Source organism: Gilliamella sp. Fer1-1 (genome assembly GCF_001690825.1).
GTDB classification, from domain to species: domain Bacteria; phylum Pseudomonadota; class Gammaproteobacteria; order Enterobacterales; family Orbaceae; genus Gilliamella; species Gilliamella apicola_C.
Genome location: NZ_LZGX01000027.1, coordinates 1 through 12,865, shown reverse-complemented (window position 1 = coordinate 12,865; position 12,865 = coordinate 1). Strand labels below are relative to the sequence as shown.

Genomic DNA, 12,865 nt, shown 5'->3' with positions numbered 1-12,865 from the left:
GGATATAATCACTGATTATTTTTAATTCTATTTAATTATGCAAAACAAACAACATCAAGGCTTATCTGGCTACTTAGTCTTTTTAATGGCATTTGCTATTGGTATTACAATTGCTAGCAATTATTACGCTCAACCGCTATTACATTCAATTACAAATAATCTACATATAAAAGTAGAACATGCTGGAGCAATCATTATGGCTGCACAATTTAGTTATGCCATAGGCTTGCTATTTATTACACCTCTTGGTGATAAGGTAGAGCGTAAGCGGTTAATTATTATTTTAATGATATTATCCACTTGTGGACTTATGGTAAGCGCATTATCTCAAAATATATGGATGCTTATCATCGGTACCGCAATGACAGGTTTATTTTCAACGGTTGCTCAAGTCTTAATACCTTTTGCGGCAACACTCTCAAGGCCAGATCATCGAGGTAAAGTTGTTGGTACTTTAATGAGCGGTATGTTACTAGGTATTTTATTGGGAAGAACTTTTGCTGGCGCTATATCCTCAATTGCGGATTGGCATGGTGTATATTGGATTGCAACAGGTGTTATGATTATTGTGACACTACTGCTTTCGATTTCACTACCAAAATATAGTAATACCATTAATATTAATTATTTTCAACTTTTATGCTCAATTGGTTCATTATATAGACAAGAACCGATATTAAGAATTCGCTCATTATTAGCTATTATCTCATTTTCGCTATTTTCATTATTATGGACACCACTTGCCTTTTTGTTAACTAATGCACCATATCACTATTCTGATTTTATGATTGGTTTATTTGGATTAGCGGGAGCTGCAGGCGCGATGGGATCGCCAATAGTTGGAAAATTGTCAGACAAAGGCAAAGGTTATATTGCAACAACCATTGGATTAAGCTTATTACTATTATCTTGGCTACCACTTTCATTCGCTCAATATTCAATTACTGCTTTAATTCTAGGGGTGGTTTTATTAGATTTTGCTGTACAAGTTACTCATGTTTCTAATATGAATGCTATTTATCAAATCAGACCAGAAGCACGTAGCCGAATGAACACGGGTTATATGGTATGTTATTTTATTGGTGGAATGCTAGGCTCTGCTGGATCGACTTATTTGTTTAGCCATTACGGATGGAAAGCGATAATTATTGCAAGTACTTCCTTGGCAATATTAGGCATTACTAGTTGGTTTTTTTATATTAAAACTCATCAAAAATCTTAAAGTTATTAACAAACGTAAATGATTTATTATCTGTGTTAGCCCCGAGGGTTAATATTTAATTCATATAAAAATCATGTGGCTTATTTTAGTGTTTTATATTCAATGGGTGTTATGTTTAATACTTTGTAAAAGATATCCAGAAGTCTATAGCGGTTAATCATAAAAATGGCTTGTTACATAACATCGATGTTGCGAATAATAAAAAACATGGCTGATTTGCTTTCCAGAACAAAGGTCTGTGTGGCTATTTACCAAAAATATTTGATGAAATGACAGTTAGAAAAATTATTGAAAAAAAAATCTAAGCCTTAAATAAAAAACAAGATATACATAAAAGCAAATCGTAATTTTAGATAAGGATATAAAAATGACTATATTTGAACAACAATATCGTAACTAATTATCATCGCTTAATGTGCAATGGTTTATTTAGCTCAAGCATGAGCTAATCGTTGACGATGTAGTTGAGCTATATTTAGTTAACATCTGCATAATGTGCGTCTTATTAGGTTTCATCTGTTCCTGTATCCTATTTTATATTAAGATGTTATCAAGCTGTTTTAAAATAATATGATTAACTCTTGTAGCAAAACCACAAGAGTATTGTTAAAAGATGGCGGTTAAATACGCATAGCATATTTGATAATTTGTTTTTTTATTGGAGAACAACAATCAATAGTATTCATTCCTACTGTTCTTATCATCTTTTTAAGCAAATTATCACCATTAAACATATCTTGAATTGTTTGCATTGCTGCTAACATCACTAAAGTATCTTTACGACGAGTAAACTGAAATGGTTTTAAATTGCAAACTAAACCAATATCTTTTTGTTCATCGATTAATGTTTTAATTGTTGAGACTAATAATGTAGAATCTTGAAAACCTAAATTTACACCTTGCCCAGCTAAAGGATGAATGGTATGAGCCGCATCACCAATTAAGACAAGCCGATGTTGAATAAATTGTCTTGCAATGCGGGCTTTTAATGGAAATACCATACGAGGGTTAATTAACTGACATTGACCGACTTTATCGCCAGTTAACCGAAATAACTCATCAGAAAACTCTGATTCAGATAGAGAAGCTAAACTAGTCGCATTATCTGGTTTTGTTGACCAAACCAAACAACTTTTGTTGGCCTGCCACAAGGGTAGAAAAGCCACAATACCATTTGGATAAAAAATCTGCCTCGCACAAGATTGGTGAGGGTACTCGGTTTCAACCGTTGTAATAACAGCATGATGCAGATAATCGCGTTCAAAAACAGAAATATTTTTGCGTTGACGTACCCAGGAATGAGCACCATCTGCACCAATTAGTAATTTAGTCTGTAAGATAGCTTTATTAGCAAGTGTCAAAAAAGCAAAATCATCATTAAATGCACAGTCAATTGCCTCGCAATTATAAATATTAATATTGCTACAATTTAAAGCATATTGGTAAAGGTAATGAGAAATAATATTATTTTCGATTATATAGCCAAGATTGGAATACCCATAATCTTTGGCATGAGCAGATAAATGAGCTTGGCCATTTTTTTCCCATACACCTATTTCAGTAAATTCTTGTACACGTTTACTTGCACATAAATCATTCCATATACCTATTTGCGAAAAGTAATGTTGACTTGCGCCATTAATAGCTGAGGCTCTAATGCCTATTTCATTCTGTGAGAAAGATTGGTGCTGGTGAATTTTAGTATCTATAATCGCTATTTTTAGCGCGTATTGGCTAAGTGCGCAAGCAGTTGCTAAACCAACTAATCCGCCCCCTACAATTGCTACATCAAATTGAATATTCATACCTAGAAGCAAAACTATTTATTATCTAACTTATCATCATTTTGGGGTTCAATATCATCGTCATTCATTGCTTTCTTGAAGCCTTTTAATGCTGAACCAAGATCAGAACCTAAATTACGCAACTTTTTAGTGCCAAATAATAAAATAACGACAGCAAGAAACACTAAAAGGTGTGGAATACTAAAAGACATAATCAAATCCTCTTAATAAATATAACGCTCTATTTAGGGTAGACTTTAGAACATATTTTATGGAGTGATCATTATACTCTTTTTATGAAGGGATTTCATAAATAGTTCAAGAATAAAAAAAGACCTGTATAAAACTATACAGGCCAACATGAAATATAAGGAATATAAGGAAAGAAAACAATGAAAAATCCTTACCCTGCTTATTATCCATTTTTTTTCGCTTTAGTCAATCGTTTTTATTTGTTATTGGCTTGTTTGGTTATTATGTGAGTTGTGATTTAAATCTTTAAAAAACAATCGGTTAATGATTTTGATTGCTACTATTAAATTTTGATTAATGTCAATTTTAAATAAAAAAGGCATAAACAATCATAAAAAAATATTTTTCTCGCAGAAAAAAACAAACAAGCAAACAAAAAACAAAGAATAATTATTTTCTTCAACTGTTTTTACCAATACATTAAAAAACGAGAAATACAAAAATATAAATTTTAAAAAAACGAAAAAGTGAAAAAATAAAATTAATTTAATCGGTTTTCCAAATAATAGGTATATACAAAACTATAAAAAAATGCACTATAATTAATAAACTAGTGATAGATATAATGGATTAAAGATGAATACAATTAAAAATAATAATGTTAAAACTTTTAAAGATAGATTGCTCAGCTCTATGCAAGGTTTATCTGTTTCAGCCTTCGCTAAAAAATGCGATATGTCCGAAACGGTAATTCGAGACTACTTATCTGGCAAAACTTACCCTTCACTGACACGTTTGGAAGTCATCGCTGAAAAATGTAATGTTTCTTTTAATTGGCTTGCTACTGGTCATAAACTAGAGTTTGTAGATTCTAAAAATAGCGATGAAGATATCTACAGCGAAAATATTTATCGCATTCCTGTTTATAATAAACAACTACCAACAAAAGAGGAAGCACAAAAAGAACGTTTTGTAAGAGAAACCCCTCCATTGATGAATTATCCTATCATTGAGGGTTGGGCTAAGCACCGTGGCTTAGATGCTAAAAAATTAATTATATACTGGGCCAAAGGCGATTTAATGTCACCAGAAATCGAAAACAATAATGGACTAATTCTTAACACTGAAATAACAGGTATTGTTGATGGTGCAATTTATCTAATTGAATACGAAGATATTACCTTTTTAAGAAAGGTTCGTTTAACACTTAATGGTTGGTTATTAATTTGTAATAATAGCCAGAATCCAACCATTGAAGTTCCCAAGTCAGATTTTCATAAATATCATATTGTAGGCCGTGTTGTTCTTCTTATTAAAGACATATTTTAATACCTTTAATAGCTATATATTAACTTTCAATATATAATTGAAAGTTAGAGGGAATATTAGATATTTTGTTCCCTCATTGATTTCTTCTATATTGATAAACCCATTAATAGCAACCAGATAGCTAAATGATATTAATTGGAAATTCCAGATAAATTGAGATTCAAAGGCAACATATGCCTATTTGCACTACCTCTATTTTTTTATATTATTAATAGTAGTATTAATAAAAAACGCTATGATGAATCAGGTCTAATATGTATCAATTTTTTGAAAAATTGGTGTCATCTTATCCAAAAGATGAACCTCAACCTATGGCTAGAAACTTTTTTAGTTTCATATGGCAATCAGCGAAAGGGACTCGCTTATTTTTGTTGCTATTAATTATTTTTAGCGCATTAGGCGGTGCTTTTGAAGCTTTTTTATATGCTGCCCTTGGTAAAGTTATTGATTGGCTTTCAGTTGTTGAACCTAGCAAATTTTGGCAACAAGAAAAAACAACATTAGCGCTGTTAGCCCTAATCATTATAGGAAGTACCATTATTATTGGGCTACAAACGATTATTAAACATCAGTGCCTAGCTGGAAATTTTCCAATGCGATTGCGGTGGAACCTGCATCGGTTAGTGCTTAATCAAAGTATGCGTTTTTTTCAAGATGAATTTGCTGGAAGAATATCGGCAAAAGTCATGCAAACGGCACTCGCAGTTCGTGATACTTGTTTTTTAGTGGCAGATATTTTTATCTATGTTCTTATTTCGTTTATTACTATGGCTACAATCATCGGGCAATTAGATCTTTTGTTATTAGTGCCATTTATGATCTGGTGTCTAATTTATGGCATTGCTATGTATTATTTTATTCCTCGTTTAAGTAAAGTAGCAAGTGCACAAGCGGACGCTCGTTCGACAATGACTGGGCGAGTCACCGATGCTTATACCAACATTATAACAGTAAAACTATTTTCTCATGCAGGTAATGAGGCAAAATACGCTCAAGAATCGATGAATGAGTTTTTAGTTACTGTTAATAAACAAATGCGGCTAGTCAGTAGTTTTGAAATAGTAAATCATTTATTGTCCATTTCCTTAGTGCTAAGCACAACAGGTGTTGCCTTGTGGCTATGGACAAATCAATTAATTGGTATTGGCGCAATTGCCACAGCAACAGCAGTAGCACTTCGATTAAATGGTTTTTCACACTGGATTATGTGGGAAATAGCAGCGCTATTTGAAAATATTGGTGTAGTAAAAGATGGCATTAATACGTTTTCTGTCGCTAAAGCAGTGATTGATCAACCAAATGCGCCTAAGCTTAATGTAACTCAAGGTAAAATTGAGTTTAAACATATTTATTTTAGTTATGATGAGAAAAAACGTAGCTCAGTAATTGAGAATTTAGACCTAACGATAAAACCAGGCGAAAAAATTGGTTTAGTTGGCCGATCAGGAGCAGGAAAGTCAACGCTTATTAATTTATTACTCCGTTTTTATGATTTACAAAGTGGTGAAATTGTTATTGACGGCCAGGATATTACCACTGTTACTCAAGAAAGCCTGCGCGCTCAAATTGGCATGGTAACACAAGATACCTCGTTGTTACATCGCTCAGTACGAGAAAACTTACTTTATGGTAACAATAATGCTTCAGAAGAAGAAATGATAAAAGCCGCACAAAGAGCTCATGCAGATAACTTTATTCAAACATTAGTTGATGCAAAAGGTAAAACAGGATATGACGCATTTGTAGGTGAACGAGGTATAAAATTATCTGGTGGTCAAAGACAACGCATTGCAATTGCCCGGGTCATTCTTAAAAATGCGCCTATTTTATTGTTAGATGAAGCAACAAGCGCACTGGATTCCGAAATTGAGCAAGCAATTCAGGAAAGCTTATATACGTTAATGGAAGGTAAGACCGTTATTGCCATTGCCCACCGTTTATCAACCATTGCTGCAATGGATAGGTTAGTTGTACTTGATCAAGGTAAAATTATTGAGCAAGGCACACACCAAGAATTACTCATAAAAAATGGATTATATGCACAGCTGTGGAAACATCAAAGCGGTGGATTTTTAGGGGATAATATTTAATTTTATACATTTTTATTAGTAAATAAGGACATTAAACTTATAATGTCCTTATCACTGCTTAATTAATAAAATTTTTGTAAAATTCTGATTCAAAACGCATAATTGCACTATTTTTTGATTCGTTTTTATTATCCGCTTGATAACCAGATAATAATTGTACAAAAGCTACATATTTACCATCAGGTTTTTGGATAAATCCAGCTAAATTATAGCAACCTTGAATATAACCAGTTTTAGCACGTATTGTCTCTTTAAAAGGTGTCTGATTAAAGCTTTTACGGTTTTTTAATGTACCATCAATACCTGCAATAGGTAACATTTCAATAATTTTTAGCTGAGAATCATTAGCTGAAATATATTGTAAAATTTCCATTAATTTATCAGCGCTTACCAAGTTTAACCTAGACAAACCCGAACCATCAGCAATCACTAAATTTTCTAAATTTATACCTGCTTTTTTGCGTAAAATTTGTCTAACTGCATCGCCACCATTACGCCATGTGCCTTGTACATTATAGTAATGTGCGCCTAAGGTTCTAAAAATAGCATCTGCATATAGATTATTTGACTTTTTAAGCATGACAGTTAATAGTTCTGAAAGTGGTGCTGATTGGCTAGAGGCGAGTAAGGTCAATTGAGCATTATTCTTTTCTTTGCGTTGAAGTAGCGATCCTGTATAAGTTATCTTTTGTTGCTTAAGTTCATTTTTTAAAATAGATGAAAAATATTCAACCCCATCAATTACTGCAAATTTTAATGGTGTTTTATCTGAGCTTGCAGCAATACATCCTGATAAATGATAACGATTTTTGTCTAAATAGCTAACATCCAACTCACAATACCTATCATTGGGATCTTTACTGTTTTTTGCAATGGTTTTTACCTCAGCTGTTACAGTAACTGGAATATTAGTAGGTTTAGATATTGAGGCTTTTTCACCTACTTTATTTGGTGTCACAGTTGCATAAAAACAATTATCATCAATAATTGCTGCAGATGGTGGGGCATTATAGCAAGCCGTTAAATTATTCCATGACCACCCCGCAGCTTTGTCATGGCTTGTAAATATCGAAGTATCTAAAATTATATTTCCTGCTATTTTTTCAATACCTTTTTGGCGCATTTCAGCAATCATTGTTTTTAATTTGGCTCGCGTAAAAGTGGGATCTCCGCTAAGTTGAATAATAAGATCACCATTTAATTGTTTATTACTAATAACGCCATTAGTTTGCAGGCGTGTTGTAAATCGGAAATTTCGACCTAATTCCAACTCAGCAGCTAATGCGGTTATCACTTTTTGAGTGCTGGCTGGGTGTTTGAATTGATCGCTTTTATATTTTGCTAATGTCTTAGGGCTTCTTCCTACAGATTGAACCAAAATAGACAAATCGCTTCCTTTAGGTAAAGATGATATATAAGGCTCTACTGGTTGCGCATGTAATAGTCCTGAAAAAAAAGGAAGAAGAAAGAAAATTATTACCCTGAATTTTGTCATGAATGCTTGCTCAAAATGTTATTAAATTAAAACAGTTAAATGGGACTTGCAAATATAACTTTTTTTGATTTAGCTAGCAATATATACTCAACCACTTTTATAATTATGTGCTATCGAATAATTTAACATAGCCAAAAGAAAAGTTAACTTCATATAGCTTTTAATACTAGGTAATATAACTATGATTCAAAATTCATTAGGTTTTCCAATAGAAACAATATTAGTATTTGTTGGGCTAGCCGTGACTGCAATTATTATTGATTTATACGCTCACCATAACGATAAACCAATCAGCTTAAAAAATGCTATTATTTGGTCGCTATTTTGGATAGCGGTTGCATTAGGATTTGCACTATTTTTATACATTCACCATGGCAGCACTATAGCCAGCTTATTTATTACAGGTTATGTTCTTGAAAAAGCCTTATCGGTCGATAATCTGTTTGTCATTATGGCTATTTTTTCATGGTTTGCTGTACCAAATAACTATCGCCATCGCTTACTTTATTGGGGGGTTATTGGTGCTATTATATTTCGCGCCATATTTGTCGTAATTGGCACAGGTTTGTTGTATTTAGGTCCTTGGATGGAGTTGGTGTTTTCAATATTGGTTGCTTGCACGGGAATAATGATGTTGAAAAATCAAGATAATGCCGAAAATATTAAAGATTATTCAAATCACTTTGCTTTTCGCATTGCCAAACGTATTTTTCCAACTTACCCAAAAATTGTCGGCCACAGTTTTTTATTGTCACAAAAACAGCTTGATATAGAGCTTGCAAAAGCTGAAAACAATAACTTAGTTGATAAAATACCTAAAAGTCTTTTTTATGCTACACCACTATTTTTATGTATTGTTGTAATTGAATTAAGTGACGTTATGTTTGCTTTTGATTCAGTTCCTGCAGTAATTGCCGTGAGCCAAGAACCATTAATTGTCTATAGCGCCATGATCTTCGCTATTTTAGGTCTTAGAACGATGTACTTTATTTTACAAGCCATGCAACAGTATTTAGTCCATCTTAGTAAGGCGGTGATTTGCTTACTTTTTTTTATTGCAGGGAAATTAGCTTTAAATGCAAGTAATCATTTATTTGGGTGTGGTATAGATATAGATCCAACCACAAGTCTTTATGTCATTTTAGGCATCTTAACTTTGGGTATTATTGCTAGTATTATTTGGCCGGTAAAAAATAAAGATCAATAATTACAAAAATAAAAAGGCAGGATCACCCGCCTTTTTATTTTTAGATTTATCTGCGTTTTAAAGAGCGAATGTAATAACTCACAGCTAAAATAATAAACCAAATAGGAGTGGCCACGAGTGCTTGGCGAGTATCGGCTTCAAAAGTAAGCAATACAATCATAAAAACAAAAAAAGCTAAACAAACACCACTCATAAAAATACCACCAGGCATTTTAAATTTAGATTGTTCATGCAATTTTATTTTTTTACGACGATAAGCAATATAAGAAATAAGAATCATTGACCAAATAAACATAAATAAAATAGCTGAAATGGTGGTTACTATAGTAAAAGCTTCCATGACATTAGGTACTAAATAAATCAAAACTACGCCACCAAATAAGCAAGCACATGAAAACAGTAAACCATTAGCGGGTACCGAGCGAGTTGATAATTTACCAAAAGGCTCAGGAGCATCTTGTTTTTTAGCTAGCCCAAATAGCATTCTGCTTGTAGAGTAAATACCGCTATTAGCGGAAGATGCTGCTGATGTTAATACGACAAAATTAATGATACTTGCAGCTGCTGGTAAACCAATTAATGTAAATAACTCAACAAATGGACTTTTATTTGGAGAAATTAACGTCCATGGTGTAACGCTCATAATGATGATTAAAGCAAAAACATAGAAAAATATGATTCGGACAGGTACAGAGTTAATAGCTCGTGGCAAATTCTTGTTTGGGTCAACTGTTTCTGCTGCTGTTGTACCCACTAACTCGATCCCTACAAAAGCAAAGATTGCAATTTGAAAACCAGCAAAAAAACCCATAATTCCATTTGGGAAAAATCCACCATATTCCCATAAATTTGAAAATGTAGCTATGCTATTAGTTTGTTCAGAATGGAAAGAGGTTAAAATAAGCACTATTCCAATACCAATCAAGGCTAAAATAGCAATAATTTTGATCATTGAAAACCAGAATTCTGTCTCACCAAACATTTTTACTGTTAATAGGTTTAAGGTTAATAGTAAGGTAACTGTTAATAACATTGGTATCCAAGATTGCAGTTCGGGAAACCAATATTGAGCATAACCAGCAATTGCAATAACATCTGCAATTCCTGTAACTACCCAACAAAACCAATAAGTCCAACCAGTGAAAAATCCTGCCCAAGGCCCTAAAAGGTCGTTAGAGAAATCACTAAAAGATTTATACTTTAAATTAGAAAGCAGAATTTCTCCCATCGCTCGCATAACAAAAAATAGAACAAATCCAATAACCATATAGACAAAAATAATAGACGGCCCTGCAAGGCTAATTGTCTTTCCTGAGCCCATAAATAAGCCGGTACCGATAGCACCACTAATTGCAATTAATTGAATATGGCGGTTAGAAAGGTTCCGTTTTAGATCATGCTTTGAGGAAGCGCTCATCGCTATTTTCCTTTTATTTGCTCAATTTCTTAATTTAATAAAGAATATAGGACTATAAAGTCTATAGAATAAAATCGCAAGTTGAATTTTTATGAAAACTTTTTATGACTACACCATAATTATTGGTAGTTTCTTATAATAGAATTGTGTAGCATAACTAACAATGATACTTAACTTATTATAATAATCTATCAAGATGAAAGAAAAGAAACGTCGCTATTATCGTTTTTATGTTTTATGTACTTTATGCTCTTTATTTATTTTATCTCTTCTAACTAGTAGCCAAAGCAATGTAAATAAACCTGTCAAACAAGGTCAACAATATAAAGATGGCAACCTCCTTTTTCCGTTTAACGTAAGCTATCCACAATTAGCTATTCCAGTAAATATTTCAGACTACATGATTCAAATTGCCAAAATCAAGTCGTCATCGCCCTCTTTGTATCTTAAAAATGAACATATCTATAAAGCGATAGATGATTGGATTAATCGTTCCTTAGGAACTGACGAATTTAGCAAAGTTGGGCTTAAAAGTTATGAAATGTCGGGGCAAGATGGGTATGGAAATGTCCATATGACAGGTTATTATACTCCAATCATTAAAGCAAGACATGAGCTAACTACAGATTTTAAATATCCTATTTATAAAATGCCCGTTAGTGAAGGAAAACAATTACCAAATCGAGAGCAAATTTATAATGGTATTCTTGCCAATAAAGGTCTTGAAATAGCATACAGTAATTCTTTGATAGATAATTTCATTATGGAAGTGCAAGGTAGTGCCTATGTTGATTTTGAAGATGATTTACCTTTAGTTTTCTTTAGTTATGGTGGTAAAAATGGACATGGTTATTCAAGTATTGGACGATTGCTAGTAGAACAAGGTGAAATCGAAAAAGAAAGAATGTCGATACAGGCTATCAAAGATTGGGCTAAGAATAAAAGTGAGGAAAAAATTAAAGAATTATTGGTTCAAAACCATTCATTCGTTTTTTTTGAACCCAAATATAATACCGAAGTAAAAGGGGCCGCTAATGTTCCCTTAATTGCCAATGCTTCTATCGCCTCTGATAAATCATTAATACCAATGGGTTCTGTAGTACTGGTTGACGTGCCTCTGCTTGATAGCGATGGGCAATATCGTGGTAGGCGAGAAAATCGTTTAATGGTTGCTCTTGATGTAGGTGGTGCAATTAAAGGGCAGCATTTTGACCTTTATCTAGGGGTAGGTGATCAACCTGGCAAATTAGCGGGATACTATAATCACTATGGCCGCGCATGGTTGCTAAAACCTTAAACAACTAACATCGACGACATTCAAAGTTCCTGTTAGAATAAAGAAATACAAGCTGAATTAAGGATTACTTATGAGATTATGCGACCGAGATATCGAAGCATATTTACAAAACGGTAAATTAAAAATCACACCACAGCCAGCAGCAAGTTGTATTAATGGTGCAACTGTTGATATTAGATTAGGTAACCAGTTTCGAACTTTCCGAGAGCATACCACACCTTATATCGATTTAAGTGGTCCTAAAGAAGAAGTTGCTGCGGTATTGGAACGAGTGATGAGCGAGGAAATTGTATTAGCTGAAAGCGATGCTTTCTATTTGCATCCAGGAGAATTAGCATTAGCCGTAACCTTAGAATCAGTCACTATTCCCGATGATCTGGTTGGCTGGTTAGATGGGCGTTCATCGCTTGCTAGGCTAGGGCTGATGGTTCACGTTACAGCACATCGAATTGATCCTGGTTGGCAAGGGCAAATTGTTTTGGAATTCTATAACTCAGGGAAAATTCCATTAGCACTTAGACCTGGAATGACAATCGGAGCGCTTAGTTTTGAAACATTAACTGGAGCGGCAGCAAGACCATACAATCGAAGGCAAGATGCAAAATATAAAGACCAACATGGCGCTGTCGCCAGCCGTATTGATAAAGACTAAACAACTTATAATATTAACAAAGGAACATTAATATGGTAAAAAAAATATTGTTTTTTTTATTTGCCTTAATTTTAGCTATTACTATCGGTATTATTTCACTTATTGTTTTTGTAGATCCTAACAACTTTCGTGGATTTATTTCTGATACAGTAAAAGATAAAACCGGTTATGAATTAACTA

General features: G+C 33.3%; 10 protein-coding genes. 6 read left to right on the top strand and 4 right to left on the bottom strand.

Annotated elements, in window-relative coordinates; all coding sequences use genetic code 11:
• The first annotated feature begins 37 nt into the window (after positions 1 to 37).
• On the top strand, positions 38 to 1,222 hold the full coding sequence (locus A9G28_RS03140; RefSeq protein WP_065579743.1) for an MFS transporter: 1,185 nt from the start codon (positions 38 to 40) through the stop codon (positions 1,220 to 1,222).
• A gap of 620 nt (positions 1,223 to 1,842) precedes the next feature.
• Here A9G28_RS03140 and A9G28_RS03135 read toward each other — a convergent pair.
• Both A9G28_RS03135 and A9G28_RS12975 read right to left on the bottom strand, forming a co-directional pair.
• Positions 1,843 to 3,027 (bottom strand): FAD-dependent monooxygenase, encoded by a 1,185-nt coding sequence (locus A9G28_RS03135; RefSeq protein ID WP_065579742.1) that lies wholly within the window; start codon positions 3,025 to 3,027, stop codon positions 1,843 to 1,845.
• Between the two features lie 14 nt (positions 3,028 to 3,041).
• Complete coding sequence (locus A9G28_RS12975; RefSeq protein WP_081295562.1) at positions 3,042 to 3,218, bottom strand: Sec-independent protein translocase subunit TatA; 177 nt, start codon at positions 3,216 to 3,218, stop codon at positions 3,042 to 3,044.
• A 616-nt stretch (positions 3,219 to 3,834) separates the two neighbouring features.
• Between A9G28_RS12975 and A9G28_RS03130 the strand changes: the two genes are divergently transcribed.
• Both A9G28_RS03130 and A9G28_RS03125 read left to right on the top strand, forming a co-directional pair.
• Positions 3,835 to 4,527 (top strand): LexA family transcriptional regulator, encoded by a 693-nt coding sequence (locus tag A9G28_RS03130; protein WP_065579741.1) that lies wholly within the window; start codon positions 3,835 to 3,837, stop codon positions 4,525 to 4,527.
• A 254-nt stretch (positions 4,528 to 4,781) separates the two neighbouring features.
• Entirely contained in the window at positions 4,782 to 6,617 is a 1,836-nt protein-coding gene (locus A9G28_RS03125; protein ID WP_065579740.1) for an ABC transporter ATP-binding protein, read from the top strand.
• 58 nt (positions 6,618 to 6,675) lie between these two features.
• Here the strand turns inward: A9G28_RS03125 and dacB are convergent, their stop codons facing one another.
• Complete coding sequence (dacB, locus tag A9G28_RS03120; RefSeq protein ID WP_065579739.1) at positions 6,676 to 8,112, bottom strand: serine-type D-Ala-D-Ala carboxypeptidase; 1,437 nt, start codon at positions 8,110 to 8,112, stop codon at positions 6,676 to 6,678.
• A gap of 181 nt (positions 8,113 to 8,293) precedes the next feature.
• Between dacB and A9G28_RS03115 the strand changes: the two genes are divergently transcribed.
• Positions 8,294 to 9,319, top strand: coding sequence for a TerC/Alx family metal homeostasis membrane protein (locus A9G28_RS03115; RefSeq protein ID WP_065567717.1), 1,026 nt, complete (start codon positions 8,294 to 8,296; stop codon positions 9,317 to 9,319).
• Positions 9,320 to 9,365: 46 nt separating this feature from the next.
• On the opposite strand, the gene cycA is transcribed toward A9G28_RS03115, so the two are convergent.
• On the bottom strand, positions 9,366 to 10,736 hold the full coding sequence (gene cycA / locus A9G28_RS03110; RefSeq protein WP_065567716.1) for a D-serine/D-alanine/glycine transporter: 1,371 nt from the start codon (positions 10,734 to 10,736) through the stop codon (positions 9,366 to 9,368).
• 196 nt (positions 10,737 to 10,932) lie between these two features.
• Here cycA and mltA point away from each other — a divergent pair, with 196 nt between their 5' ends.
• Together mltA and dcd are read left to right on the top strand one after the other, a co-directional pair.
• Positions 10,933 to 12,033, top strand: a complete 1,101-nt coding sequence (gene mltA, locus A9G28_RS03105) for a murein transglycosylase A (RefSeq protein WP_081297862.1) — start codon at positions 10,933 to 10,935, stop codon at positions 12,031 to 12,033.
• Between the two features lie 70 nt (positions 12,034 to 12,103).
• Positions 12,104 to 12,685, top strand: a complete 582-nt coding sequence (gene dcd, locus A9G28_RS03100; RefSeq protein WP_065567715.1) for a dCTP deaminase — start codon at positions 12,104 to 12,106, stop codon at positions 12,683 to 12,685.
• Positions 12,686 to 12,865: the final 180 nt, after the last annotated feature.